General features: G+C 41.5%; 34 protein-coding genes, 1 tRNA gene, 2 pseudogenes and 1 riboswitch. Of the genes and pseudogenes, 9 read left to right on the top strand and 28 right to left on the bottom strand.

All coding sequences use genetic code 11. The features are described from left to right. Positions 1 to 12 precede the first annotated feature (12 nt). The 25 genes and pseudogenes from NSQ12_RS06535 to NSQ12_RS06415 form a co-directional block, all read right to left on the bottom strand. The gene (locus NSQ12_RS06535; protein ID WP_339176247.1) at positions 13 to 1,314 is read right to left on the bottom strand and encodes a PBSX family phage terminase large subunit; all 1,302 of its coding nucleotides are present in this window, start codon (positions 1,312 to 1,314) and stop codon (positions 13 to 15) included. Continuing rightward, the gene (gene terS / locus NSQ12_RS06530) at positions 1,295 to 2,023 is read right to left on the bottom strand and encodes a phage terminase small subunit (RefSeq protein WP_339176245.1); all 729 of its coding nucleotides are present in this window, start codon (positions 2,021 to 2,023) and stop codon (positions 1,295 to 1,297) included. Before terS ends, NSQ12_RS06535 begins: the two co-directional genes overlap by 20 nt. A gap of 165 nt (positions 2,024 to 2,188) precedes the next feature. Further along, positions 2,189 to 2,542, bottom strand: a complete 354-nt coding sequence (locus NSQ12_RS06525; RefSeq protein WP_339176243.1) for a hypothetical protein — start codon at positions 2,540 to 2,542, stop codon at positions 2,189 to 2,191. Positions 2,543 to 2,717: 175 nt separating this feature from the next. Further along, positions 2,718 to 3,179: a hypothetical protein gene (locus NSQ12_RS06520; RefSeq protein ID WP_339176241.1), complete on the bottom strand. Its 462-nt coding sequence runs from the start codon at positions 3,177 to 3,179 to the stop codon at positions 2,718 to 2,720. A 36-nt stretch (positions 3,180 to 3,215) separates the two neighbouring features. After that, positions 3,216 to 3,385, bottom strand: a pseudogene (locus NSQ12_RS06515) (hypothetical protein). Positions 3,386 to 3,400: 15 nt separating this feature from the next. Continuing rightward, a complete protein-coding gene (locus NSQ12_RS06510) occupies positions 3,401 to 3,532 on the bottom strand; it encodes a hypothetical protein (RefSeq protein WP_339176239.1) in 132 nt (43 codons plus the stop codon). A 134-nt stretch (positions 3,533 to 3,666) separates the two neighbouring features. Then, positions 3,667 to 4,200, bottom strand: coding sequence for a hypothetical protein (locus tag NSQ12_RS06505; RefSeq protein WP_339176237.1), 534 nt, complete (start codon positions 4,198 to 4,200; stop codon positions 3,667 to 3,669). After that, positions 4,193 to 5,500: an AAA family ATPase gene (locus tag NSQ12_RS06500; RefSeq protein WP_339176235.1), complete on the bottom strand. Its 1,308-nt coding sequence runs from the start codon at positions 5,498 to 5,500 to the stop codon at positions 4,193 to 4,195. Before NSQ12_RS06500 ends, NSQ12_RS06505 begins: the two co-directional genes overlap by 8 nt. Positions 5,501 to 5,772: 272 nt before the next feature. Further along, entirely contained in the window at positions 5,773 to 6,024 is a 252-nt protein-coding gene (locus tag NSQ12_RS06495) for a hypothetical protein (RefSeq protein ID WP_339176233.1), read from the bottom strand. 22 nt (positions 6,025 to 6,046) lie between these two features. After that, a complete protein-coding gene (locus tag NSQ12_RS06490; RefSeq protein WP_339176231.1) occupies positions 6,047 to 6,253 on the bottom strand; it encodes an XtrA/YqaO family protein in 207 nt (68 codons plus the stop codon). 80 nt (positions 6,254 to 6,333) lie between these two features. Next, positions 6,334 to 6,501: a hypothetical protein gene (locus NSQ12_RS06485; protein ID WP_339176229.1), complete on the bottom strand. Its 168-nt coding sequence runs from the start codon at positions 6,499 to 6,501 to the stop codon at positions 6,334 to 6,336. A 119-nt stretch (positions 6,502 to 6,620) separates the two neighbouring features. After that, entirely contained in the window at positions 6,621 to 7,079 is a 459-nt protein-coding gene (locus NSQ12_RS06480) for a DUF1064 domain-containing protein (RefSeq protein WP_339176226.1), read from the bottom strand. Beyond that, on the bottom strand, positions 7,066 to 7,473 hold the full coding sequence (locus tag NSQ12_RS06475) for a YopX family protein (protein ID WP_144527300.1): 408 nt from the start codon (positions 7,471 to 7,473) through the stop codon (positions 7,066 to 7,068). The genes NSQ12_RS06480 and NSQ12_RS06475 overlap by 14 nt, the downstream gene beginning before the upstream one ends. A gap of 93 nt (positions 7,474 to 7,566) precedes the next feature. Further along, the gene (locus NSQ12_RS06470; protein ID WP_339176224.1) at positions 7,567 to 7,710 is read right to left on the bottom strand and encodes a hypothetical protein; all 144 of its coding nucleotides are present in this window, start codon (positions 7,708 to 7,710) and stop codon (positions 7,567 to 7,569) included. Next, a complete protein-coding gene (locus NSQ12_RS06465) occupies positions 7,703 to 8,554 on the bottom strand; it encodes an ATP-binding protein (RefSeq protein ID WP_339176222.1) in 852 nt (283 codons plus the stop codon). Before NSQ12_RS06465 ends, NSQ12_RS06470 begins: the two co-directional genes overlap by 8 nt. Then, positions 8,439 to 9,131: a DnaD domain protein gene (locus NSQ12_RS06460; RefSeq protein WP_339176220.1), complete on the bottom strand. Its 693-nt coding sequence runs from the start codon at positions 9,129 to 9,131 to the stop codon at positions 8,439 to 8,441. Before NSQ12_RS06460 ends, NSQ12_RS06465 begins: the two co-directional genes overlap by 116 nt. A 166-nt stretch (positions 9,132 to 9,297) precedes the next feature. Next, complete coding sequence (locus tag NSQ12_RS06455) at positions 9,298 to 10,140, bottom strand: recombinase RecT (RefSeq protein ID WP_339176218.1); 843 nt, start codon at positions 10,138 to 10,140, stop codon at positions 9,298 to 9,300. A gap of 2 nt (positions 10,141 to 10,142) precedes the next feature. Next, positions 10,143 to 11,093 (bottom strand): YqaJ viral recombinase family protein, encoded by a 951-nt coding sequence (locus NSQ12_RS06450; protein WP_160245728.1) that lies wholly within the window; start codon positions 11,091 to 11,093, stop codon positions 10,143 to 10,145. Further along, positions 11,093 to 11,281, bottom strand: a complete 189-nt coding sequence (locus NSQ12_RS06445) for a hypothetical protein (RefSeq protein WP_032722312.1) — start codon at positions 11,279 to 11,281, stop codon at positions 11,093 to 11,095. Before NSQ12_RS06445 ends, NSQ12_RS06450 begins: the two co-directional genes overlap by 1 nt. Positions 11,282 to 11,383: 102 nt before the next feature. Beyond that, positions 11,384 to 11,581 carry a hypothetical protein gene (locus NSQ12_RS06440; protein WP_326354541.1) on the bottom strand — a complete coding sequence of 66 codons (198 nt, stop codon included), beginning with the start codon at positions 11,579 to 11,581 and terminating at the stop codon, positions 11,384 to 11,386. 174 nt (positions 11,582 to 11,755) lie between these two features. Further along, positions 11,756 to 12,013 (bottom strand): YqaH family protein, encoded by a 258-nt coding sequence (locus NSQ12_RS06435; protein WP_339176215.1) that lies wholly within the window; start codon positions 12,011 to 12,013, stop codon positions 11,756 to 11,758. Further along, positions 12,010 to 12,579: a helix-turn-helix transcriptional regulator gene (locus tag NSQ12_RS06430; RefSeq protein ID WP_326354543.1), complete on the bottom strand. Its 570-nt coding sequence runs from the start codon at positions 12,577 to 12,579 to the stop codon at positions 12,010 to 12,012. Before NSQ12_RS06430 ends, NSQ12_RS06435 begins: the two co-directional genes overlap by 4 nt. A gap of 56 nt (positions 12,580 to 12,635) precedes the next feature. After that, entirely contained in the window at positions 12,636 to 13,361 is a 726-nt protein-coding gene (locus NSQ12_RS06425) for a phage regulatory protein/antirepressor Ant (RefSeq protein ID WP_139451250.1), read from the bottom strand. A 1-nt stretch (position 13,362) separates the two neighbouring features. Further along, on the bottom strand, positions 13,363 to 13,554 hold the full coding sequence (locus tag NSQ12_RS06420; protein ID WP_069703698.1) for a helix-turn-helix domain-containing protein: 192 nt from the start codon (positions 13,552 to 13,554) through the stop codon (positions 13,363 to 13,365). An 11-nt stretch (positions 13,555 to 13,565) separates the two neighbouring features. Next, positions 13,566 to 13,802: a helix-turn-helix transcriptional regulator gene (locus tag NSQ12_RS06415; protein ID WP_339176211.1), complete on the bottom strand. Its 237-nt coding sequence runs from the start codon at positions 13,800 to 13,802 to the stop codon at positions 13,566 to 13,568. Positions 13,803 to 13,936: 134 nt separating this feature from the next. On the opposite strand from NSQ12_RS06415, the gene NSQ12_RS06410 reads away from it, so the two are divergent. The 4 genes and pseudogenes from NSQ12_RS06410 to NSQ12_RS06395 all read left to right on the top strand — a co-directional run bounded on the left by NSQ12_RS06410 (position 13,937) and on the right by NSQ12_RS06395 (position 16,804). Then, the gene (locus NSQ12_RS06410; RefSeq protein ID WP_326373891.1) at positions 13,937 to 14,302 is read left to right on the top strand and encodes a helix-turn-helix transcriptional regulator; all 366 of its coding nucleotides are present in this window, start codon (positions 13,937 to 13,939) and stop codon (positions 14,300 to 14,302) included. A 272-nt stretch (positions 14,303 to 14,574) separates the two neighbouring features. Then, a complete protein-coding gene (locus NSQ12_RS06405) occupies positions 14,575 to 15,003 on the top strand; it encodes a hypothetical protein (protein WP_326354545.1) in 429 nt (142 codons plus the stop codon). Positions 15,004 to 15,091: 88 nt separating this feature from the next. Continuing rightward, positions 15,092 to 15,559, top strand: a pseudogene (locus tag NSQ12_RS06400) (ImmA/IrrE family metallo-endopeptidase); the annotation flags it as partial. Beyond that, positions 15,536 to 16,804 (top strand): site-specific integrase, encoded by a 1,269-nt coding sequence (locus tag NSQ12_RS06395; RefSeq protein ID WP_339176664.1) that lies wholly within the window; start codon positions 15,536 to 15,538, stop codon positions 16,802 to 16,804. The pseudogene NSQ12_RS06400 and the gene NSQ12_RS06395, both read left to right, overlap by 24 nt. Before the next feature lie 114 nt (positions 16,805 to 16,918). Here the strand turns inward: NSQ12_RS06395 and NSQ12_RS06390 are convergent. Then, positions 16,919 to 16,991 (bottom strand) — tRNA-Val (locus tag NSQ12_RS06390). Positions 16,992 to 17,163: 172 nt separating this feature from the next. On the opposite strand from NSQ12_RS06390, the gene NSQ12_RS06385 reads away from it, so the two are divergent. After that, entirely contained in the window at positions 17,164 to 18,354 is a 1,191-nt protein-coding gene (locus tag NSQ12_RS06385) for a DUF819 family protein (RefSeq protein ID WP_339176205.1), read from the top strand. 69 nt (positions 18,355 to 18,423) lie between these two features. Then, the gene (locus tag NSQ12_RS06380; protein ID WP_015252328.1) at positions 18,424 to 18,969 is read left to right on the top strand and encodes a GNAT family protein; all 546 of its coding nucleotides are present in this window, start codon (positions 18,424 to 18,426) and stop codon (positions 18,967 to 18,969) included. Positions 18,970 to 19,001: 32 nt separating this feature from the next. Here NSQ12_RS06380 and metC read toward each other — a convergent pair whose 3' ends face one another. Both metC and metI read right to left on the bottom strand, forming a co-directional pair. Next, positions 19,002 to 20,174: a cystathionine beta-lyase gene (gene metC / locus NSQ12_RS06375; protein WP_014479474.1), complete on the bottom strand. Its 1,173-nt coding sequence runs from the start codon at positions 20,172 to 20,174 to the stop codon at positions 19,002 to 19,004. Continuing rightward, positions 20,167 to 21,288 carry a cystathionine gamma-synthase/O-acetylhomoserine thiolyase gene (gene metI, locus NSQ12_RS06370; RefSeq protein ID WP_015715681.1) on the bottom strand — a complete coding sequence of 374 codons (1,122 nt, stop codon included), beginning with the start codon at positions 21,286 to 21,288 and terminating at the stop codon, positions 20,167 to 20,169. The genes metC and metI overlap by 8 nt, the downstream gene beginning before the upstream one ends. A 67-nt stretch (positions 21,289 to 21,355) precedes the next feature. Continuing rightward, a riboswitch (SAM riboswitch) is annotated at positions 21,356 to 21,476 on the bottom strand. A gap of 167 nt (positions 21,477 to 21,643) precedes the next feature. Here metI and NSQ12_RS06365 point away from each other — a divergent pair. Genes NSQ12_RS06365 through NSQ12_RS06355 form a run of 3 tightly spaced genes read left to right on the top strand, consistent with a single transcriptional unit; the run spans position 21,644 to position 23,344 of the window. Next, positions 21,644 to 22,366: an esterase family protein gene (locus NSQ12_RS06365; RefSeq protein WP_003245358.1), complete on the top strand. Its 723-nt coding sequence runs from the start codon at positions 21,644 to 21,646 to the stop codon at positions 22,364 to 22,366. Positions 22,367 to 22,402: 36 nt separating this feature from the next. After that, complete coding sequence (locus tag NSQ12_RS06360) at positions 22,403 to 22,918, top strand: YjcG family protein (RefSeq protein ID WP_003232861.1); 516 nt, start codon at positions 22,403 to 22,405, stop codon at positions 22,916 to 22,918. 3 nt (positions 22,919 to 22,921) lie between these two features. Continuing rightward, complete coding sequence (locus NSQ12_RS06355) at positions 22,922 to 23,344, top strand: GNAT family N-acetyltransferase (RefSeq protein WP_003245407.1); 423 nt, start codon at positions 22,922 to 22,924, stop codon at positions 23,342 to 23,344. The last annotated feature ends 25 nt before the right edge of the window (positions 23,345 to 23,369 follow it).

Raw genomic sequence — 23,369 nt, 5'->3', positions numbered from 1 at the left:
TGTTTCACCGCCCTAATTTTTCAAGCCGAGCTTTTGCAAATTGTCCTTAACGTAATATTGAAAGGCGTCACAAGTGTGATCATCAATCTTTATTATCTTCGGATCATCCGATTGAAGAGTGTCTGCATCCCACTGGTATTTCCTGTGCTCGGTCAAAAAGATTTGATTCGATTCTGTTTTAAGCACAAAAAAACGCCCTTGAGCCAATAGGTCCTGAACGTTGTCGATCATGTCAATTTTCTTTTTCTTCGCTACCGGGTGCAGCCTGATTCCGTAGTCTTTGAAGAATTGATTTCGAAGGGCACCTTCAGCTGAATCGATCGTCTGCTTGTCGAAATACTTGTTGTATTCTTGGCTTATCTTATCCATCCACTCTTTTAATTCTGTAGAAAGTTCAGATGGAGCCTTTTTCACGACTTTGTTTTCCGGGCTATAGTAATAAGTATCAAGCAGAATGACATTTTGTTTCTTTGTTAAACCAAACGCCAGATAGGTTGTTGCTGATACTTGGTGCCCGGTATCAATAGCAATATCTATAAGAATCAGTCCGTCATCCTCTGGCAGCTGATCAATTTCATGAAAATGGTTCATGTTATAGACCATATCCCCGAGACCAATAACCTCTCCGCTATACATCCATCGCCAGTAATCCTCATCCTGTTCCTTATAACGCTCAATTTTACGAATGAGCTGATCAGATAAGAAGCCTTTTTCATCCTCAAGGTATGTTGAATGATGGAGGAAATACTCATCATCTCCTGCCTTATCGTCTCTCCACTCATTCACCCAAGCGTAAGGATTCCGCGGCGGGTTATAAGAATAGTAAATCTTCACTTCTTTTTCACCCAGGTCTTGCCGGATGAATGTATCCTCCACAATATCGATGTCCTCTACACCGCTAAACTCGGCCAGTTCCTCAAACCAAAGAGCCATGATATAACCTACTGCTATATTCATTGATTTCAGCTTCTGTGGATCATCCACGCCATAGAAATAAAAAGCCGTTTTCGTTTCCTTGTGTTCGATCTTTAATGGAGATTTACCAAAAAAGAATTCATCCTCCACACCAAGCATGTAAATAGCCCATTTTATCTGTTCATAAACAGAGGTTGAAAGGTATTTTGCAACCTTTCGCAGACATATCACATTACCTTGGGGATCATCTAAAAAATCAATTACGAGTTTCAAAGAAATTACGGATGATTTCATAGAAGAACGGCCGCCAGATAATATTGACTTTGGTCTTTCGTTCAGCCAGAAAGAATAAAAATTCTTATTCATGAGGTCAGTAATTTTAATTGTCTTGGTTTCCATCGCTAATTGCCTTCCTCATAGCATCTTTATCATTAACGATAACAACCCGGTTCTTTCCGGATTTCTCATTCTTTGTCTCAGCCTTTGTCTTCTCGATATTCAAGCGCATTTGCTCCAATTTAAGGCGCCGTTCATCTTGTTCATGGGCCAGCTGATCAAATTGCTTTATCAAGCTCCTGAGTTCCCCCATTGCCCGAGATTGAGCATTTAGGAAGGTTGCATGACGATCCCATGCGAATTGGAACTCCCATTCTTTCTCATCACCAAACATACCTGGCTTCTCTTTTTTCAAAACCTTAGTCATATCGTCTTGATCCTGCACGTGCATAATGCGCTGCGCCCGGATAATGGCTGCATACTGAATCTGTATTTGATCCCATATCATATCAGCAGGCGAACGTTCCTGAATCTCTTCCATGATTTCAAGCGTCTCTTCTGGCAGGAATTTAGAGAAAAAGCCGTGAGTCACAGCGTTTTGATTCTTCTGTGGTGCGCCGCCGTTGTTCCCGACTGCATTTTTGTTGCCCGGTTGCCCGCCTTTTTTTGTGTGCACACTTTTTTCAATGGGTGCACCCTTTTTTCTTTCCCAACCATGCCGCTGTTTCCACGATTTAATGGTGTTCACAGACACCCCGTATTTCTCGGCAAGGTCCTTGTATTTCATGCCTTTGACGTAATCCTTATACGCCTGAATGTGCTTTTCGGCCATCTACATTCACCGCCGCCCCCTTCTGATTCGTGTTGTTTTGGAAAAGATATTCCCTCTAAACCACCACCGTGCTCAAGCCGTTAACCGCCAATTGTCTATCCTGAGTCTTACCGGAAGCAGTTTACAGAGAATATAAAAACGCCTTCCAAAAGGAAAGCGTTTGTTTTACCTAGGTATATTGTTTATATCCAAGGGTTCTCTTAGAAGTCCTTCCAAAGGAGTAGTTAGATCTCCATTAGACACATTTGTTTCATTAATAATAACTATTTCAGGCTCTTTTACTTTCTCTAATAGTTGTTCACCAGTTTTAGATATCCACTGATAGACAACTGTTTTTTCTTTCTGCTCTGCATCAAACAATTGATTAAATGAATCTATGCCGCCTAAGCCACAACCAACGTCTAAAATTGCTTTGAATGCAAGTCTCAACTCAAATTTTATATGTTCATCAACTATAAAAATAGCTCGAACATGTGGATCCACTGGAGTAAGCAGTTGGCATTTTATATTTGAACTCACTTTTATCACCCCCTCACCTACCAAATTATAGGCGAAAACAGGGGAACAAAGGAACAATTTACGAAATTTGTCGAACGAAAGCCCTACACCCAATAAGGGCATAGAGCTCTTAGATCACTATATGAAATTAGTGGTGACGCAGGAATAATCCGCCGCGCCGATCCTGCCTCCCATTTTACACTGCCGATTTAAGCGAGTTCAAATATTGCAGAAAGTTGGCTTCTTTGACTTTATTGACGATGTTGCCGATTATGGCTGTTTTGATCTTTCTGATGGTATCCCGGGAGCAATCAAGGTGGTTTGCAATAGCTGTATAACTCATGCCTTCCATCATGCAATCATAAACGATTCGGTGCTTTTCTTCTTCAATGTGTTCCATAGCGTTGTCCAGGTAATGCACAATAGATTCATATTTGTGGAGTCGTCTCTCTCTTCGGTCCATCTGTCGCAATTCTGCCTGACTGACGCCTGCTGATCCCCTTGGCATGCCCGCTTCATCCCCGTATGTTGCAGTGAGCTTTCCGTCAATAAAATCCACTTTGTTTAATACACGATTGAGCCTTTTAATCTCCCGCAGCATGAATTTATAATCACGAATCCATTCCTCAATCTCCCATGCAATCATTTGATCTGTCATAGTGCTTTCCCTCCTGATAATTAAATAGAATAAGTGTCATTCCAGTTGTTTGTTTTTTGCTCTGCGATATATTGAGGCCTCGATACCTCTTTCACGCTGATACTGAAGGTTTTGACCAAGAAGGTTTTCAATTCGTTATAGAGCTCTTCTTTGCCGCAAAAGATATTTACAAGCTTTCCATTTTTATAAGCGAATCCGTATTTCATCCTGAAACTCCCCTTTTACTTTCTACGTTTATAAGCGCCGCCTTTGCCACGTCTGAGTGTTTGCGTGTTTGTGTTCATCATTTGTTGCCAGAAACGAACTGAGCACTCCTGTTGCTTCTGTGATGGTTTCTTTTTGAAGTATTTCATGTCTAATCACTCCTTTCATAGCTAGTAATCGCGATAGACATCTGGTTAATTGCGAAAAAAAAACGGGCACCGACCGAAGCACAGGTTTTCTCTGTACAGCGATCAGTGTCCGCAGGCTTTCCGTCTTGGACAATTTATATTTTTAACGATTCACATAGGTATCTTAATGAATGAGAATTTTTTCTTGCAACTTCTAATTTGAACTTCTCAATTAGTTCAATCAAAAAAGTAGTTTTCTTAGTTTTAGGAGGAATCACACTATCAAAGGTCTCCTTAAAGATTTCATTACAATTATGCTTATGTTTAAAGTTTAATTTTAGTTTATCTTCAGTTTCTAGACCCGCTAAAAACCAACCTTCTATTTCTTTAATTACTACGTAGACTTTTTCTTTTTCTACATTTTTATATCTTTTTATAACTTCAGTTATTTTGTCTTCAATAGAAGAACACTCATCTAAATCTACAGTAAATATATAATCAGTATAGGCTGTTTTTTTAGCACTTTTGATATATGAATCTGTAAATAAATCATTAGGTTTTGAATACTCGATAATTTTTATTTCATTATAATATTTATAGAGTAAGGGTTGTATGATGTTTTTAAAAAAAGTCATATCGTAATATCCTTCGACAAAAATTAAAAGCGATTTATAGCCCATATCATTCACCTTGGTCCTCGTCAAATATTAAGTCTTTTACAAAAATGTCCTCTATACCTATTCCGTTATTTAAAAATTCCATAAAAAGCTCATTTTTTTGAGGATATATAGCTTTAGAAAATCCTTTATTGTTTCTTTTTATAAAGATTAAACTATCCGCGTCTAAGTACTTTACTATTTCAGGGTTATGACTAGTCAAGATAATTTGTTTATCACTTGATACATCTTTCATCATATTTAAAAGGCTAGAAAGAAGTTGAGGATGTATATTTCTTTCTGGTTCTTCAAAAAATAATATTTCTTGCTTCTCAAAAAACAAAGCAATTACTAAAGCTGTGACATTAATTGTACCATCAGATAGTAAAGAGGAAGGAAAACTTGAAGTCGTCTCATCTTGATAAGTTTCTTGCACTTCAAAATATAATGAGTTATCAGGTTGTTTCTCAATCTTTATTTGGTTGATAAAAGGCAATAACTGATTTATAAGGCTTGTGAGTTTTTTTCCATCCTTTTTATTTTTAATTATTTTACTTAGGACTAAAGGAAGGTTGCTACCATCCTCTTCTAAGTTGGTTTTCCCTATAACTTGTACTGCTTTTTTAGCTTCCTTAGGATCAATATAAAATATTGATGAATTCTCTAGAAATTCAACTAGTCGGTGAAGTGCACCATTAAACAAAATTGGTTTCTTCAGCATCATAAAATTGAAGTTTTTTTCGTCTGGCTTTTGATTGTATAGGTTAAATGCCCTTGTAAAGTGCCCTTCATTAAGGTTGTACTTATCCAATACATCATCTGGAGCATTTACTTTTTGATTATAAATAGCACCGTTTTTCAAATGCATTCTTGAACTTCCTGTACCGATTGTTTCTAATTCCTCATATTTTCCTTCTATTTTTGTATCTATTAGAACATACTTAAGGTCTTGGTTTAATTCTTCTTCAACTTCATAGTCATCATTAATAAAGTTAATAACGATTTTATATTTAAGTTTATCTACCTGGCAGACTAAAGTTGTTTTATTATCTATTTCTTTTAGAAATTCTCCAGCCATAGGCTTAACAACCAACTCTAATTCTAAAGGTTTATTAGGGCCAATTAATCTGTTTGTAAGGAACTCTTTTCCACCTTGCATTGCAATAGCATTTTCTAGACCATGTTTAGCAATATCCCCTAAAAATTTTATAACTAAAGAAAAATTAGACTTACCAGATCCATTTGCACCCAAAATCATGTTGAAATCTTTTAAATAAAAAGAAGTCTTATTAAATGATTTAAAATTAGAAATATGTATTTCGTTAATTTTCATATTATGTTCACCCAACAATAATTTTAACATTTTAAACCACACTTTCCAACATTTTTGTCATTCGGTATTAGGATCATCTTTACATTCTTATCTATAATAGGTATGATTTATACAATTTAAAAATAACTTAACAACAAATATCTCCATCACATCTATATTATTTTGGATTTATTTTTCCCACTACACGTCACACCATATAACAAATACCCATTTATAATTTTTCTATTCTAAGCAGGAACCCATTACTTGTTCTAAAGAAAAAATATATTTTGTTATATCCCCGGCAAAACTGCAATTGCAAAGAATAGAACTACAACCATCGCCCCAATGAGCCAGCCATTTGTCTTATCGCGCTTGGCAATGATTGTTTCATCACCAATCATTTTTAAATCATCTGCTCTCGCTACAAGAACAGGTATATATTGTTCGGGTACTTTTAATAGTTCTGCTGCCTGTTTGACGGTCATCGCTTCATCTTTCGTTGATTTGACGACACGTTGAAGTTCAACTTGTAATGGCACCATCATAAAAACCCCTTTCAATTGATTATCTAACTTTGAAACCTAATTCGTGATCAACTCGAGCAAAGCTGCCTTTTGCCGTTTGAATGATTGTTTTACCATGCTCCGGGGCTTCTAAGACATGTGCGGTGCCCTGGCTCCCGTCTAAAACGATGATCTGTATTTTACCCGGCTCAATTGCCTGTTCAATTGTTGTATCTTTGCTTAAATTAATTTCTCTTGGGTTGTACATTCTTAGCGCCCCCTGTGCTATGATAGAAGTACCAGTTCATATCAATGCATCGGGGCATACGCTTCGGTGCTTTTTTGTGTTTAATAGTGATCCGGTTTCCATCCGGCCATCGTGAACGCTGGCGATGGTTTCAGTTCCTCCCGGTAAACGATCGGATGCTTTTTCACGTATTCGGCCAGCTGTTCAGGCGTCATCTTCCATTCTTCAACCGGTCCTGGCTTGTAAGGATTGATGCTTTGGTGTTCCATGGTATCTGCCTCCTCCATTGATTTTGGGAATTTCAGTGCCGCCGAGCTTCTTGCAATCAGAACCCATTCGGCTGGCGCATGCCTTAAACTGAGAGCAACGTGTCATACAGGCCATGAGCTTATTTCCTTCCTGCACCCACAACGGCCGATCGTCTGCGATTACCACGTTTAACAGTGGACTTTCCCGCCTTTCTTTTGAGTTTTTTCAGCTCGTCCAACTCGATGAAGCCGAGTGACTTATCCAGAGCCAGCACCTTGAGTGGCGTATCATAAAGCCGCTCATACAACTTGCGTTTGATGGCAAATTCCTTTGTTTCCACGCCCTTGATATCAATGATCTCGATGCTGCCGTCCAAGTTATGAACCTCAAAATCTGCAATATATTCAATCTTCCGAAAAGTTTTGCCGTTCTTTTTGAATGCCTCTTGCAGCAGGAACCGTGGCTGCAGCTTAAAATCTTTGATCTGCTTGCTCACCTTGAGCCATTTCAGTTGCTCATAGTATTTGGCTTCGGCCCGGCTATCGAACGTGATGCCGTCTACCTGTGTTTTTCTGGCGCCGTACTTATTTGCTGGCATGCGATGCCTCCAAAAGCTCAGGATCTTCATAAATGTTACCGATGACTTCAATTTCTCTTATGGATGCGTCCATTCTCCAAAAACCTTGATCGTCTCCCATATTGAATACAAACGACCCAAGAGAATCTTTAAACTTGACCACTGCTTTTATAATTTTGTTTTCGCAATAGGCAGATTTAAACTTTACGACATCCCCCTCATAAATATCCCGACCGTTCTTGTCCTTTAATCCGGTGTATTGCATTAAAGGTGATACATTTGAAAACTCGTTTCTGAAATAAGAAGCTAACTCCTCTTCGTCATTATTGAGAATTTCATCCCAGTCCATCATTCGCGGAAATTCTTGACCGTCTCTTTTCTCTGTATGATAAGCCCGGAACTTGATTTCCCTCATTCTCCTTACCTCCCGTCATTTTCTTCCCATTGCTGAATCTGCTTTTCTTTTGCTGGCGCCGTCAGTATGATGGCTGGCAGCAGGATCACCGCTTTAAGCACTGTGCATCAGCTCCATTTGTCTGATCTTTTCCTCAAGAACCCGGATAGCCGGTGTGAGGTCCTTGCCGCCCTTTTGTTCAGCAGGCCCGAACAAATACATTCCTTTGGATCCTTTAACGTTCGTTTTTTCATCCATTCCGCAACCCTGCCAATCTATGATTTAATTGCATTCTGTCACCCTTGATGATCACGCAATAGTCCGCGCACATTTCATAAATTCGGGTGCCGAGCGCCTCGTCAATATCCACCAGCTCTTCGATGTCTAATTCACTTGAGATAAGAACCGGTTTATGATTCAGATATCGATAATTGATGACCGAGTATGTCTGCTCCACCTGCCAATCGGTTGCCCGTGGTTTCTTAATCCGTCCTTCTTTGGTGTTTGTGTACACAGGCTTGAATAGATCATCTATGAACAGCACTTCAACCTCTTTCATGCGGTTGAGTTTCTCCTCCAGCTTGTCAAAGTCATCTTTCAGATCGTTGAATCCTTCGACGTATGGGAAATACTGAACCGCGACATTTTTTGATTTGATCAGCTTGTTTGAAATAGCTGTTAACAGGTGCGTTTTCCCTGAGCCTGGCTGCCCCAGTAAAGCAATGCTGTTGCTCCGGGTGCCCCGAATGCTGTCAAAGTCTTTGTAGTATTCCACCGCAGTATCGTAAGTTTCTTTCACGACAGCTGGCTTTCCTTTGGTTATAAAATTCTTGAACTTCAACTTCTCAAATTCAGCAGTTATGTCACTAGAGTTCATCAGTTTCCGGGTGCGCCGGCGTTCTATGCAGTTGCACCGGACCCAAACTTCATATCCGTCCTTGTTCTCGATGTAGCCAAGTTGATCTTTGCATTTCGGACATTCATATTCAGCCTTTTCTTCTGACTCGGCCGACCCCGCCGAAAATTGGGCTGACCTTTCCTGAAGCTTTTTCAGTATTGCTGCCATTGCCGCGTCCGTACTTTGCGTTTTGTGTGTTTCCATGTTGCCACTCCTTACTTTTGTTCTTGTTTGACTGGAGAATGCGCTGCACGTAGGCCAAGTTGCGAGCGTTCCGCGTTACTGCCTCTTTCATTGCCTCCAGCACCTTATCTTCGCCATAATCGTCTATCAAGCTATTAAGCTTCTCAGCCATGAACGATGATAGAAGGCCAAATCCCTCATCCTCGAAAAATGCAAATACGTTACTCTTCATTTTCTTCTCATCCTCCTGCTGCTCTTCTTGTGCTGGTGCCAAGTCTTTTTTCTTGTTGTAATTACCCAGTTGTATGTACTCAGCGTAATGAAGAACTGTTACGATAAAACCGCGCTTTTGTGGTAGCCGGTCCAGCTTCAAATATTCTTGTTTAACCATTCGATCTAATGAATACTTGATTTGATCAGCTGACCAGTTAAAGCGTTTAGCCAGATCCACCAATTTGATAATTGTTTGGCCGGGCTCTAATTGTTGATCTGACCTGTATTCAGCCCTTTTAAACAAATGATCGTAAATCGTCTCGTCGCGTGAATCCTTAAAGGGTAGCCGGGGCAGGATCACATACCCCAAACCGTGCATATCCATGCCGCTCACCTACTTCCTTTCACACAGTGCTGTCATTCCGCTGATGCGGACTAAACGTAAACCAGGTTCATTTGTTCTGAGATAGCCTTCAACATAAGCACGGAACAGCTGCGCGCGATTGGGTGCCCCTTCTGCCAGCCACTTATAACAGAAGGGGATACTAACCTTAATCAAATGGGAGGTCATCGTCGCTGATGTCTACAGGTTTGCCGTCAAAAGGATCAGCATCCTGCGCGCTTGGTTTTTCCTCGGTTGGTTCCGCATCAATGATTTCTGGCTCAGACATTTGGTCAGTGATATCAATACGCTCGCGTTCCTCGTTATCCTCAATGACCGCCTTTTGCATTTCAACGGAGAGTATCCCCCACTTGCTGAGCATGGATTTTAGAACGGTTTTGAGTGCCATCGCATCCCAGTCCTTGCCCCAGCCGAAGTCCGACTTACTAAATTTCTTTTTGTGTTTCTCAACTTGAGCCTTTGTCCAATAGACAGTTTTTCGGAATCCATTTAAAAGCTCAAAATAAGCAGCGTAACCAATAACCGAATCTGATTCCCGCTTTTCAAAATCAATATCAATTTCCTCGGTCAACGGATTCCACTTTTGCAATTCTCCTTCATGAACCGGTATGCAATTGATAGATTTATATTGGCCCGTCCGCAAAGCAAGCTGAATGTATCCTTTGTAACCAAGCTGAAATTGCGCGCGGCCTTTATACGGAACGATCCAGGCATAACCCAAGTTCTTATCCACTGGCAAATCAAGCGTTGCCGCCACCATAGCCGATGAAATTACACTCATAGGATCTGCCTTTTGAAGAGTATTTTCACTGTTGTATAGGCTTAAGATTGACGCTGTGAATTGAGACGCTCTTTTTCCCAGAACTTCTTCGAATCGATTCATGACTGCTGGAGAAGAAAGTAGGCCCTTCATCGTTGTTCCCTGCTGTTGTCCTGGGGCACTGTTTTGTTTCTTCTGAATGCTGTTTTTAAGCGTTTGATTTGTAGCCATATTCAGCTAACCTCCTTAATTCCAAAGCGCCTGAATTGCACTTCTTTTGTGACTTTCTCGTATACATCTGGAAACTGCTCTTTCAATTTCTTGCTATCGATCCGATTAGTTGAAACTGACTTCCAGCTAGTTTGATAGTTTCCGATGAATCCATATTCTGCTTCCTTCATTTCATGTTTGATCTGGTTTTCTAATTCCTTTGCCTGCAATGACAGCTCGTTGATCTGCTCTTTCAGCTGTAAATACTGCTGAATACGTGTTTTATTATCAGATGTGAGATCAACGACTTTGCCGCCTTCTGCTTCGGCATAACGTTGCTTGAGGTATTCTTCTGCAGCACTCGAACCGTCAAGAACCGGAGCCTTTCCGCCCAAGACCTTTTCATTCCAAAATTCAATTTCGGCCTGAAAGATCATTGCAATAAGTTCGTCATCGCGCTCAATCTCTTTCCAAACGAATTTATTGCCGCCGATCAGTACAGCAAAATATGCTTTTTTATATTCAGGCCCCAGCACTCCTAGATAGTGTTGGACCTGAACAATATAGCTGTCAGGAATCTCGTCATCTTCCCACTCTTTCAGGTTGTATGCCGATGTGGTTTTGCACTCCAAAATGGCTTTTTCGCCAACAATCATTCGATCAACGTTTGCCAATATAAAATCGTGCTTAGGATGCCTGAGCATTGCTTTTCTCCGTCTTACTTTTTTGCCGCTACGTATCTCAAACTCTTTTGCAACGATATCTTCAAGAAGTGAGCCGAAGTAGGCTGCCTCACTTCCTGATTCACTCACAGGCACTTGACCTGTTTTGTCTAACCATAATTCAAACGGTGTTTGCCATTTGTTTATGCCTAAAATTACAGAAGCATCTGAACCGCCGATGCCTTTCCGTCGCTCAAGAAGCCATTCGTCCCGACTCATGTCTGCTGTCGAAGCGAAAACCTCTGCTTGCATCAGATCAGCCCCACCTTTCTTTTGTACTCTTCCGCACCAAGCCGCTGCCATTCTCGGTAGTGATCCATTGAAGGGAAACTAAACTGCGCTTTACCGTTTTTGGCGAATACAATTGAACCGCCAACCTGTCTTAAACGTTGTTGATCCTCCGCACGCTCGCTGAACGCCACTTTAACTGCTTTAGCCATGTATAAAACCTCCATTGATTTTCATGAGGCTATCTGGTAGAATATTGATATATGAGTTTTCAGATAGCCTTTAATTAAGTCCACTCTGCCAAGTGGGCTTTTTTATTGCTCATTTTTAAATTTAAAACCTAGCTGCTGTTTTAAATAGCGATCAAGATTTTCTCTCAAAATCAAAGTGCCGCAATCAATCACATAATCATCAACTGGCGTTACTTCATCCCCGAAAAAATCCTTTGGTGTTTCTGGCTCAGTCAGTTTGTCGTGCCAATTGTTTAGGATCATTGGGTTCTCGACTTCCATTTTCCTCAGCTCCTTCTTTTGCTTTAGCAAGTTCAGTAAGACTGTCGATTGCATTTTCTAAAGAGTAAAATTCCTTATGCAGAATGCTCACAGCTCCTTTGATATCTTCCTCTGAATATGCCGCCTTTTGGGCATATCGCAAGAAGCTTGCCGCGAGCTCAAATTTTCTGATATTCATCCCAAACACCTACTTATTACTGCCAAATTGATGCCGCGCTGTTGCATTTTCATAGCTGTTTCATACAACCGCCCTTTATTTTTCATACGGCTAATATCCTCAGAAAGAACTTTGATACTTCCAGCTAGACTCGTAGCCTCTTCGTAATCTCCATCACGCAAAGCCTCTAACAACATGATTGAAAGCTCTTCCGCTGAATTGATTTTTCTTGCAGCTGACTCTACATCTGACTTCAAAAACTGATTTGTTTTCATACTAAAACTGCCTTCCTTTCTTCTTGTTTTGACATTGCAACCTGATCCATTAACGCTTTGCGCGTCCACCTGTCAGCCAATTCAGGCATCTTCAAACCATAGTTCCGAACTAAAGAGTAAATGAGTGTTTTGTTTGCTGGTATCAGATCAAAAATTTGCTTGATATCATTCATCGGTAGTTCTCCAGTTCTACCTGGCCGGTCATTTGCCAACCATCGGGCTAGATGCTTTGTAGCTTGCAATGCTTCTTCAAGTTGATGAACCATATTGATTACTGCATTACTCGCACTTTCATTAAGTGCAGGGTCTATAGGTGCCGAAGCTGTCGGATGCAGCTTAAACAGGTAATGTACAAGATCGATGTGTTCATAGGCTTCGCAGGCTTCAAACCACTTGATACACAGCTCAGGTGTTAAAGGAAAAATGCCATTTTCGATATTAGAGACATACGATTGATCTCTGTTACCAATAATCTTTCCTATTTGGTACTGCGACAGCCTCGCTCTCTTCCGCTCTGTTTTGAGTATGGTTGGTAAATTGTCCATATTGTATGGATTGTTCGACATAAGTTCGCCCCCTGATATATTTAGTTTTAATTGGTAAAATTTAAGTAATGAAGGAACTAGCTTGCTTGCTGTTTCAGCTTGTTGATGATGAAGGCTTGTCCCTTTGGAGTGATGCGCATTGTCAGCCAGGACTTCGGCGTCCCGTTTACATCTCGCACCCCCTGTGCGATTTCAAAGTAACCGCGTTCGACGTATTCCTGGTATGGCTCATTTTTGTTGGCCATGATCATCTTCCATTCGCGCAGCTTCTGAAAGAGCCGTTTCTCACCGATAACAATGCCGTTTTTACAAGCAAGCTTTGCCAATTCACGAACAAGCATTGATCTTTCTGATGCCATACAACTCTGTGCAAAGTTGACTAATGGTTCTTGAATTTTCAATGTTTGTTCAAGGTGCTGCCGTTCTTCTTGCTCGCTGATCCATCGCTTTGCCCGGCTGACTGGATCTTCGATCATGTAGGACGGCTGAGTCATTTTTTCCAATTCGGCTTCCATCCGATTAAATTCGGCAATGTATTTTTCTTTGAATAGCGCTGCTTTGGCGCCCGTGTAACCAAAAACAAGAAATGTGAGTCCGTCACGTTTAATCAAATATTTTTTCAATGATCGACCTGTTGAATCTTGATATTCACTCAACGAAAAATTTCGTTCAGCAAAATCTTTAGAGCAATTAAGCGTTTCAATGCTTTTTATTACATCGGCGTGTCGTTTTCCGAATACCTCAGCCACTGTCAGGCTGTCTGTTACGGCTTGGTTGCCTTCAATAAAAACGAGTTGATTCACTCTATAGAGCCTCCTTCATATTTGCTTGTTCCTGAGCTTCAATCCACGCATCTATATTGTGTTTGGTGAAGAAAATACGTGTGCGCACTCGGAAGTGAGGAATTTGCTTTTCACGAACCATTGCATAAATTGTGTCATGGTGAACACCAAGATATTCAGCTGCTTCTTGGACGGTCATTGTGTTGCGAGTCATTTCTATGCCTCCTATGCTGTAATCTTTTTACCCTGCATTTCGTGGTGTTGTTTATCAAAAAAAATTTGCTGAACAGTTTTTTGATAATAATCAGCCAATTTAATTTTTATTTCATCCCGGGGAATACGCTGCCCAGTTTCATACATTTGCAAAGCGCTTACGCTTATTTTAACTGCTCTAGCTACCTCACTACGGGACTTTTCGGCTCTCAAACTAAGAAGCCTTTGACCAATGAGTTTTTTGTCCAATCAAGTCACCTCCTACACGTTTTGTGGTGTTCTTGATTATTATATTAAACCACGCGATTTGTGGCGTCAACACTTTTCGTGGTGTTTTTTATAAAAACACGTTTCGTGTGGTATTATCAATACAGGTGATGACTGTGAAATTTAATGAGACTCTAAAAAAATTGAGGCGAGAAAAAAACCTCTCCCAAAAGGAATTAGGAAATAAATTAGGTTTAGCTGAGAGTACGATCGGCATGTATGAACAAGGCAAAAGACAACCTGATTACGAAACACTTTTAAAAATCGCTGATTTTTTTGAAGTTACTTTGGATTTCCTTTTAGGTAATCCTAGAGGCGGTTCAAGTGTCAAAGAAACAGGGGACTCTTACAACATCAGCGATCCAGACTTACAAATAGCATTTAAAGATGCATCTGACTTTTCAGAAGAAGCACGTAGACAAGCTATTGATTTTATCGAGTACCTGAAAGAGAAAGAAAAAGCAAAGGGTCGAAAAGGTTAATCAATCGCTTAAATAACTCTTTGTTTATTATGTTTAATTTCTGTTTACTAATAAGATCAGAATTTCCAACCGAATTCGAACAGGATTCTCTTCTGGATGGTAAAAAAAACCATAACGTTAAACCCTTATATACCATAGGTTATATCATTTCTTCTCATCCGGATTCTCATCTGGATTTGAACAGCATTCTCTTCCGGAAAAATATAGAATTATTTAGAAACGAGTTCACTCGATTACATAAAAACAATAATTATTAAAGAGGGGAAATTATTTTGAAAAAATGGCTTTTAGGTTTTAGTGCTTTAACACTCAGTATCACTCTTGCTGCGTGCGGATCTGAAGATACTTCAAATAATTCATCAAAAAAAGAAACATCTTCTGAAAATGGCACTTCTGATACTTCAGATAAAACTAAAACAGATAGCAAATACACTGCTAACGATGTTTTAGCCGCTTTTAAGGATGCAAATTTAAAAACACCAGAAGATCGAGATAATACTGATAAACAATGTTCTTCATTAGGTTGTTCGCAGCTAATCACAACCGAAGCTGTTAGCATTTATCAGTGGCCTTCCGAGAAAAAAGCAAAAGAAGTGTCTAAAAGCTTCGATTATCAAAAAGAGACATTCACAATTAGATTTAACGACAAAAGCGTTGAACAACAACCGTATAAAGATGCTCTAAATGATCTAATTAAATAGATTGTTAAGCAATCAAAGTATGCCCTTTTCTTGGGCTTTTCTTTCACACAAAAACAGAACATACATTCCCTTTTGGTGGTGTTTTATTATGGCTATCCAGTTATCGCTCCTAGAAGAAGAAGTGAAAAATATTTATTCAAAACTGAATATGCTCAATCCTGAAGACATCGATCTTGAACGCATTGCCGCTGCTTTTAAGATATGGATTCATTATGAGAAAGCTAATAGCAGCATGTTTTGTATCAATGGTCTTTACAGCATGGTTTTGGATATTCGGGCTTCTCCACAAGAGCAATGGCAAGACTTCGTTCACGAACTCGCCCACGTGCTGAAGCATGCCGGAAACCAATTTAATATGAATAGAATGTTTAGAGAGCTTCAAGAATATCAAGCCAATAGTTTCATGTATCACTTTTGTGTACCAACATTCATGCTCGAAAAGATTTCGTTGCCGCGCATGCAATCCGAGGCTATAAAGTTAATTGGGGATACCTTTAACGTCACATACCCTTTCGCAGCTAAACGGCTTGAAATGTACAAAAGAAAACAGTTTTCAGAGAAACTTTATTTAATGGGGTGGGTGTTAATCATGGGTCATTGGATGGCTAGAGGTCAAAAATCATTTTTATTAGTTGTTGAGAACGGTTATGATTCAAAAGGCAAACGCAATAGGAAGACTAAAACAATCAAAATTGAAGATCCTAAAATTCTAAACAGCGTTAGAAAGCGAGAAAAATATTTATCACAGCAACTCCTAATGTTCGAAATGGAAGTAACGTCTGGTGAATATATATCGCCCGAAAAAACAACCTTCGAGTCTTTTGCAAACGAATATAAAGAACGAATTTTATATAAGAAATTTGCCCACAGAACATCTGAAATGCATGAGAGTCATATCAAAAACTATATTCTTCCAGCGATCGGTCTCAGGAGATTAGATCAGATCAAAACAATGCATATTGTTGACTTTATGTATTCACTTGAAAAAGACGGAATTCGAAAAGACGGCAAACCAGGAGGTTTATCAAGTTCAACCAGATACGACATATTCAAAGTTCTGAAGGCAATGTTCAAAGTTGCGGTTAAGCAATGGAAACTAATCAAAGTAGATCCAACCGAAGATTTAGATCCCCCTTCTGTTGAAACCAAAGAAATGCAATTTTATGATTCAGAAGCAGCTAAAGAATGCATTGAAGCTCTTTATCAGATTGATATAATGTGGAGATTGTACTTTTTGGGTGCAATGATTGGCGGTCTAAGAAGAGCAGAAGGATTAGCCTTTGAATGGCATTTAGATGTTGATTGGGATGCAGGAGGTTTTTATGTAAATCGTTCAATTCCAAAAACAATTGATGGGAAACCACTTATCAAAGATCCTAAATCAAAAAAATCCAAACGCTTTGTAAAGATGCCTGATTGGTACATGGAAGAGCTTGAGAAGTACTATAGAATGTGGAAAAAAGAGAAACTGAGATTAGGTGATGCTTGGGAAGGTGGAGAACATCAATACATTTTCCATAGTGGGAAAGGTAAGCCCTATTATTACACAACCCCCACTGCAAAATGGTCCAAGTTCACTAAAAAGTATGGGCTGAAAAAAATACGACTTCATGAGTTGCGTCATACAATGGTTACTTTATTAATTGAAGCTGGTGCAAATTATAGAGCGATTCAAGAACGAGTCGGTCACGCCAGCTATCGAACTACATTCGATAGATATGGCCATGTAACAAAAAAATTAGCTGATGAGACAGCTGAACTATTCAACAATTTTGACCCTAAAAAGAGATACGGTCAATGAATTTCGAAGCCAAAAAATCAAGTTCGCCAACAGTTTGCCAACAACTCGCGAATTTGATAAAACGGCTTTATTAAAGGAAAGTAAAAAACCCTTGCTACGCAAGGGTTTAAGCTATGATTCCGACTGGGCTCGAACCAGCGACCTCTACCCTGTCAAGGTAGCGCTCTCCCAGCTGAGCTACGGAATCATGATATGTATGTGTTGCTGGGTATGTTGTTGTCTTTCTGACAAGTTCTATTATATAACCTTACCTTCTATTCGTCAACTGCTTTTTTAGAAAAACTTTTTTTGGACTTGCTGTTCCGTTCCCCGGCTATTATAATATGTCTTAATTTTCTAACAATAGAGGTGATGGGGTTTTGCATTCTTTGATTTCTTCTGATGATGCATGGGTATTATGGGGGTTTATTGCGGTGTGGGCGGCAGTGAGCATCGGGCTGGAGCAGCGCTTTAAGTGGGCGTCCGCTGTGTCGGGCGCTATTATCGCCCTTGCAGGTGCTATGGTGTTTACAAATGTAGGAGTGCTTCCTGTTGAGTCGCCTGTGTATGATACTGTGTGGGCTTATGTGGTGCCGCTTGCGATTCCCCTTTTGCTGTTTCAGATCAATGTTCGGCAAATTTTTAAGGAAAGCAGGCGTTTGCTGTTTATTTTTCTGATTAGCTCCGCTGGCACTGTGCTTGGGAGCATTCTTGCTTTTTTTCTACTTAAACAGCATATTCCTTACTTAGATAAAATCGGCGGGATGATCAGCGCCTCTTATATCGGCGGCGGGGTCAACTTTGCGGCGATGGCGGCAAAATTTGAGACGCCTGGTGAATATGTGTCGGCTACCGTTGTGGCTGATAATTTTATGATGGCGCTTTTGTTTTTTATTTTAATCAGCATTCCTGCACTCAAATGGTTTCAGCGGCATTATGCCATGCCGTTTGAAGAGAAGGTAAAAGCCGATGAAAACAGCGGAAACAGTGCTGAAAGCTATTGGAAACGGAAGGATATTTCCTTAAAGGATATCGCTTTTAATGCCGGTGCCGCTTTCGCACTTGTTGCGGTTAGTATGAAGGTTTCCGGTTATTTTAAAAGCGTTTTTTCTCATCCCCTGCTGACCGGTACGCTTGGCGATCAGTACCTAATGCTTACATCTTTAACTGTTCTTATCATTTTTCTTTTCCCGCGTTTTTTTGAAAGGCTCAATGGATCTCAGGAGCTTGGAACCTTTTTGATTTATTTGTTTTTTGTGGTGATCGGCATTCCTGCAGATCTCCGTTTAATCGTCACGAATGCGCCTCTTATTCTATTATTCGTGTTTATCATTGCGATCAGCAATTTAGCGGTTTCCTTAGCTGCCGGAAAATTGTTCCGTGTGCGGCTTGAAGAAATTCTGCTCGCCGTCAACGCTACTGTCGGGGGACCGACGACTGCGGCTGCGATGGCAATTGCCAAGGGATGGCGGGAGCTTGTCGCCCCGATCATGCTTGTCGGTACGCTCGGCTACTTAATCGGCAACTATGTTGGCACTTTTATGGGAAATTGGTTTTCTTCCTTCTTATAAAAAGGATATTTGCATTTCCCTGAGAATAATGTAAGAGGAATGCTGACATGAGAACGGAGAGATCACTGTATGTTAAAAGGAAAAACCATTTATGTTAGACCTTTAGAAGGAAAGGATGCCGAAGAAAATTTGCGGCTGCAAAGCGAAAATCGGGATTTTTTCGAACAGTTTTCTATGATACGCGCAGACGATTACTATACGGTTGAGGGGCAAAGAAAACGAATAACCGAGTATCAGGAAAGACTTGAGAAAGATGAAGAATATCATTTTGGCATCTTTACAGCGTCAGACGATAGATTAATCGGGACGGTTTCGCTCTTTCAAATCATCCGTGGCGCGCTGCAAACTGCGTTCATCGGGTATTTTTTAGACAAAGCCCATAATGGAAAGGGCATTATGACAGAGGCAGTCAGATTGGTTGTTGATTATGCGTTCCACGAATTGAAACTGCATCGGATTGAAGCCGGTGTGATGCCCCGTAATCTCGGGTCCATGCGTGTTTTAGAAAAAGCGGGATTTCATAAAGAAGGCATCGCCCGAAAAAATGTAAAAATTAATGGCGTTTGGGAGGATCATCAAGTCCTCGCGATTCTGAATCCTGATGACGAACAATAATAAAAGAAGCCGGGCCATCCCCGGCTTCTTTTTTAACGAACCGCAACTGGAGCAATTTCTTTCAGCGCTTGTTCGAAATCGTGTTCTAAATCGTCTGCATGTTCGACGCCCACACTCAGACGGAGCAGGCCATCAGTGATACCGCGTTTTTCACGCTCTTCCTTAGGCATTGCCGCGTGAGACATCGTTGCCGGATAGGACAAAATCGATTCCACGGCGCCAAGGCTGACAGCGAAGACTGGAAGTGACACATTCTCGACTAACTTCTTAACGGCCTCTTTGCTTTCAAGCTCAAAAGATAGCACGGCGCCCGCTCCCGTTGACTGGCTTTTATGGGTTTCAGCGCCGGGATGATCAGCCAGTCCCGGATAATACACGCGCTTGACCGCCGGGTGCTTCTGGAAAAATTCCGCAAGCCGCTGCGCTGTTTGGCTCGCTTTTTCTAAACGGACCTGCAACGTTTTTAAGCCGCGCAGCACGAGCCAGCAATCTTGCACGCCAAGGACGGCGCCGAACGCGTTTTGCAGCTTATACAGCTGCTTCCCAAGCTCTTCATCTTTGACAGCAGCTAAACCTGAGAGCACATCGCTGTGTCCGCTTAAGAATTTTGTCGCGCTGTGAAGTACAATATCCACGCCGAGATCAAGCGGACGCTGCAGTGCCGGTGTCATGAATGTATTGTCCAGAAAGGTCAGACAGCCGTTTTCTTTTGCAAGCTGAACAATCGCTTTAATATCTGTAATCCCAAGTGTCGGATTTGATGGCGTCTCCATATAAATGACCTTTGTGTTCGGCTTGATGCTCCGCGCCACTTCATTACGATCCGTCATGTCCACAAACGTATGCTCAATGCCAAACCGGGTCAGCACCTCTGTCACCATACGGAAGGTTCCGCCGTATACATCTTCGGTCACAAGAACGTGATCACCCTGTGACAGCAGTAAAAATGCTGTTGAGATAGCAGCCATGCCTGAACTGAAAGCAAATCCTCTTGTTCCGCCTTCCAATGCGGCAATTGTTTCTTCGAGAGCTGTTCTTGTCGGCGTGCCAGAGCGGCTGTAATCATATGCCCCGAACTCTTCAAATGAAGATTGGTGAAAAGTCGAGGCGTGCTGAATCGGTACACTGACCGCCCCGGTTCCGCCGTCTGTTTTAAATGGATTGTGCACGAGCTGGGTTTCCAGCGTCCAATTGTGTTTACTCAAATGAAACAGCTCCCTCTTTGACCTGACATAATGCCTGTTTTAGATCCTCTTTTAAATCTTCCGCATGTTCAATACCGACAGAAAAGCGCAGCAACCGATTGCACACCCCGTTTGCGATGCGGATCTCTTCAGGAATATCCATGTGCGTCTGGGTCGCAGGGTATGTAATAAAGCTTTCCACCCCGCCGAGGCTTTCTGCAAAACAAATGGTCTTCAGTGCTTTTAAAAACGGATTGACCCATTCTTCTTTTTGCAGACGGAAGGACAGCATGCCGCCTTTTCCGGGATACAGCACATCCGAAATTTCTTCCTGCTCTTCTAAAAACGCCGCAAGCTCCTGCGCGTTTGCCTGATGCTGACGCATTCTGAGGCTCAGCGTCTTCATTCCTCTCATCAGAAGCCACGAATCAAATGGCGGCAGGACGGCGCCGATCGCATTTTGATGCTGAAACATTTCCTCTCCGAGCTGCTCATCCTTCACCACGACAAGTCCAGCAAGCAGATCGTTATGCCCGCCTAAATACTTGGTCGCGCTGTGAATGACAATGTCAGCTCCCAGCTCTAGCGGCCTCTGCAAGACCGGTGTATAAAATGTATTATCTACGATCAGCAGAAGACCGTGCTCCTTTGTCATCCGGGCAATATGTTCAATGTCCGCCTCCTGCATGAGGGGGTTTGTCGGCGTTTCCACAAACACCGCTTTTGTATTCGGCGTAATCTTAGAGCGTAAACAGTCCTCATCGCTGAAATCATCATAATGAAAAGTCAATCCGTATTTTTTCCATTCATTTTCAAATAAACGGTACGTGCCGCCATATAGGTCCGATGAAACGATCAGTTCATCTCCGCTTTTAAACAGCGCCATAATCGTTTGGATAGCAGCCATTCCCGAACTAAAGGCAAGCCCTCTCGCGCCGTTTTCTAAGTTAGCGATCGCGTCCTCAACAAGCTGGCGTGTCGGATTTTTTGTGCGGACATAATCAAATCCGGTAGATTCTCCGATCCCTCTGTGGCGGTATGCTGTTGATAAATAGATAGGAGCACTCACTGTTCCCGTGACTTCATCGCTACGGTTCCCAATTTGAGCTAATTTCGTTTCAACGTGCTGTGACATATAGCTGACACCTTCCCTTTTCAAAATAAAAACCCCTTCTTCATAAGAAGAAGGGGTTTAACGCTTCTTCTTATCTTCCAAGCATAAAAAACGCTTGCTGGATTTAGCACCTTGGCGCTTTGCACATGCAAAACAAGCCGGTTGCTGAGGTTTCTAAGGGCCAGTCCCTCCACCTCTCACGATAAGAAATATCGATTTCAATTTTCTGATTGTTTTATATTAGCGCAATTCACAGTTTATTTCAACACTTTTTTCTTCGTGTGCCGAACCGTTTAAAGAGAGAAATTTCTAATAATTCATGGTACAATAATTGAAAATGCAAGAAAGTATAGTGATGTCCTGGAGGAATGTTTTTATGGCACCGAAAAACGGCACAGTGCAAGAAAAGAAATTCTTTTCAAAAGAGCTTAACGAGGAAATGACCTTGCTTGTTTATCTGCCGTCCAACTACTCCCCGCTTTATAAATACCATGTCATTATCGCGCAGGACGGCCACGATTATTTCAGGCTGGGGAGAATCGGCAGACAGGTTGAGGAATTGCTGTCGAAACGCGAAATAGACCGGAGCATTATTATCGGTGTTCCTTATAAGGATGTAAAAGAGCGCAGAAACACCTATCATCCGGAGGGTTCAAAATTTTCGGCTTATAAACGGTTCATCGCCCATGAGCTCGTTCCTTTTGCAGATGATGAGTATCCAACCTATCAGATCGGTTACGGCCGAACGCTGATCGGTGATTCGCTCGGAGCAACCGTGTCACTTATGACAGCACTTGATTATCCGAATATGTTTGGCAACATCATCATGCAGTCTCCCTATGTTGACAAACACGTACTAGAAGCCGTAAAACAGTCAGACGATATCAAACACCTCTCTATTTATCACCAAATCGGAACAAAAGAAACTGACGTCCACACGACAGACGGGAACATTCTGGACTTTACAGAACCGAACCGGGAGCTGAAACAGCTGCTGGAGAAAAAGCTTTCCGATTATGATTTCGAGCCATTTGACGGAGACCACAAATGGACATACTGGCAGCCGCTCATCACCCCGGCGCTGAAAAAAATGCTTTAACACTCTATCATACTTTATTTCCAGGAGGGACATAATATGAAATACGGAATCGTTTTATTTCCATCAAAAAAGCTCCAAGACCTTGCAAACTCTTACAGAAAGCGCTATGACCCAAGCTACTCTCTAATCCCGCCTCATTTGACGCTGAGAGCATCCTTTGAATGCGCGGAGGAGAAAGCGGATCAGCTCGTATCACATTTAAGAAACATCGCAAAAGAGTCCCACCCACTCGTTCTCAAAATGACAAAATACAGCTCATTTGCGCCTGTCAATAATGTCATTTACATCAAAGCAGAACCGACGGAAGAGTTAAAAACACTCAATGAAAAGCTATACACCGGTGTGTTGGCAGGAGAACAGGAATATAATTTCGTTCCGCATGTGACGGTCGGCCAAAATCTTTCCGACGATGAGCATTCAGATGTGCTGGGACAATTAAAAATGCAGGAAGTGTCGCATGAAGAAATCGTTGACCGTTTCCACTTGCTTTACCAGTTGGAAAACGGATCGTGGACAGTATATGAAACCTTCTTGCTAGGCAGAGGAGAATAATGTTTGAAAGCAGTTATCGCAAAAAATGAAGAACAACTGAAAGATGCATTCTATGTAAGAGAAGAAGTCTTTGTCAAAGAACAAAACGTGCCTGCTGAAGAAGAAATTGACGAACTTGAAAATGAGTCAGAGCATATCGTCGTGTATGACGGTGAAAAGCCTGTCGGTGCCGGAAGATGGCGTATGAAGGACGGCTACGGCAAGTTAGAGCGGATTTGCGTACTGAAAAGCCACCGTTCAGCCGGTGTCGGCGGCATCATTATGAAAGCGCTCGAAAAAGCCGCGGCAGACGGAGGCGCTTCCGGTTTCATTTTAAACGCGCAAACACAGGCTGTGCCGTTTTACAAGAAACACGGGTATCGCGTGCTTTCTGAAAAAGAATTCCTCGATGCCGGCATCCCCCACTTACAAATGATGAAGGACTGAACGCATCCGGATCTTTTTGAGATCC

It is taken from the genome of Bacillus sp. PS95 (genome assembly GCF_037963565.1).
Classification (GTDB): Bacteria; Bacillota; Bacilli; order Bacillales; family Bacillaceae; genus Bacillus; species Bacillus subtilis.
This window is presented reverse-complemented; position numbering and strand designations above follow the sequence as displayed.

What these genes read in the sequence shown, in the direction of transcription:
- NSQ12_RS06535 (WP_339176247.1), bottom strand. Translation starts at nt 1,314, where the DNA reads ATGGAAACCAAGACAATTAAAATTACTGACCTCATGAATAAGAATTTT.
- terS (WP_339176245.1), bottom strand. Translation starts at nt 2,023, where the DNA reads ATGGCCGAAAAGCACATTCAGGCGTATAAGGATTACGTCAAAGGCATG.
- NSQ12_RS06520 (WP_339176241.1), bottom strand. Translation starts at nt 3,179, where the DNA reads ATGACAGATCAAATGATTGCATGGGAGATTGAGGAATGGATTCGTGAT.
- NSQ12_RS06510 (WP_339176239.1), bottom strand. Translation starts at nt 3,532, where the DNA reads ATGAAATACTTCAAAAAGAAACCATCACAGAAGCAACAGGAGTGCTCA.
- NSQ12_RS06500 (WP_339176235.1), bottom strand. Translation starts at nt 5,500, where the DNA reads ATGAAAATTAACGAAATACATATTTCTAATTTTAAATCATTTAATAAG.
- NSQ12_RS06495 (WP_339176233.1), bottom strand. Translation starts at nt 6,024, where the DNA reads ATGGTGCCATTACAAGTTGAACTTCAACGTGTCGTCAAATCAACGAAA.
- NSQ12_RS06490 (WP_339176231.1), bottom strand. Translation starts at nt 6,253, where the DNA reads ATGTACAACCCAAGAGAAATTAATTTAAGCAAAGATACAACAATTGAA.
- NSQ12_RS06485 (WP_339176229.1), bottom strand. Translation starts at nt 6,501, where the DNA reads ATGGAACACCAAAGCATCAATCCTTACAAGCCAGGACCGGTTGAAGAA.
- NSQ12_RS06480 (WP_339176226.1), bottom strand. Translation starts at nt 7,079, where the DNA reads ATGCCAGCAAATAAGTACGGCGCCAGAAAAACACAGGTAGACGGCATC.
- NSQ12_RS06475 (WP_144527300.1), bottom strand. Translation starts at nt 7,473, where the DNA reads ATGAGGGAAATCAAGTTCCGGGCTTATCATACAGAGAAAAGAGACGGT.
- NSQ12_RS06470 (WP_339176224.1), bottom strand. Translation starts at nt 7,710, where the DNA reads ATGGATGAAAAAACGAACGTTAAAGGATCCAAAGGAATGTATTTGTTC.
- NSQ12_RS06465 (WP_339176222.1), bottom strand. Translation starts at nt 8,554, where the DNA reads ATGGAAACACACAAAACGCAAAGTACGGACGCGGCAATGGCAGCAATA.
- NSQ12_RS06460 (WP_339176220.1), bottom strand. Translation starts at nt 9,131, where the DNA reads ATGGATATGCACGGTTTGGGGTATGTGATCCTGCCCCGGCTACCCTTT.
- NSQ12_RS06455 (WP_339176218.1), bottom strand. Translation starts at nt 10,140, where the DNA reads ATGGCTACAAATCAAACGCTTAAAAACAGCATTCAGAAGAAACAAAAC.
- NSQ12_RS06450 (WP_160245728.1), bottom strand. Translation starts at nt 11,093, where the DNA reads ATGCAAGCAGAGGTTTTCGCTTCGACAGCAGACATGAGTCGGGACGAA.
- NSQ12_RS06445 (WP_032722312.1), bottom strand. Translation starts at nt 11,281, where the DNA reads ATGGCTAAAGCAGTTAAAGTGGCGTTCAGCGAGCGTGCGGAGGATCAA.
- NSQ12_RS06440 (WP_326354541.1), bottom strand. Translation starts at nt 11,581, where the DNA reads ATGGAAGTCGAGAACCCAATGATCCTAAACAATTGGCACGACAAACTG.
- NSQ12_RS06435 (WP_339176215.1), bottom strand. Translation starts at nt 12,013, where the DNA reads ATGAAAACAAATCAGTTTTTGAAGTCAGATGTAGAGTCAGCTGCAAGA.
- NSQ12_RS06430 (WP_326354543.1), bottom strand. Translation starts at nt 12,579, where the DNA reads ATGTCGAACAATCCATACAATATGGACAATTTACCAACCATACTCAAA.
- NSQ12_RS06420 (WP_069703698.1), bottom strand. Translation starts at nt 13,554, where the DNA reads ATGACTCGCAACACAATGACCGTCCAAGAAGCAGCTGAATATCTTGGT.
- NSQ12_RS06395 (WP_339176664.1), top strand. Translation starts at nt 15,536, where the DNA reads ATGTACAAAAGAAAACAGTTTTCAGAGAAACTTTATTTAATGGGGTGG.
- NSQ12_RS06380 (WP_015252328.1), top strand. Translation starts at nt 18,424, where the DNA reads ATGTTAAAAGGAAAAACCATTTATGTTAGACCTTTAGAAGGAAAGGAT.
- metI (WP_015715681.1), bottom strand. Translation starts at nt 21,288, where the DNA reads ATGTCACAGCACGTTGAAACGAAATTAGCTCAAATTGGGAACCGTAGC.
- NSQ12_RS06365 (WP_003245358.1), top strand. Translation starts at nt 21,644, where the DNA reads ATGGCACCGAAAAACGGCACAGTGCAAGAAAAGAAATTCTTTTCAAAA.
- NSQ12_RS06360 (WP_003232861.1), top strand. Translation starts at nt 22,403, where the DNA reads ATGAAATACGGAATCGTTTTATTTCCATCAAAAAAGCTCCAAGACCTT.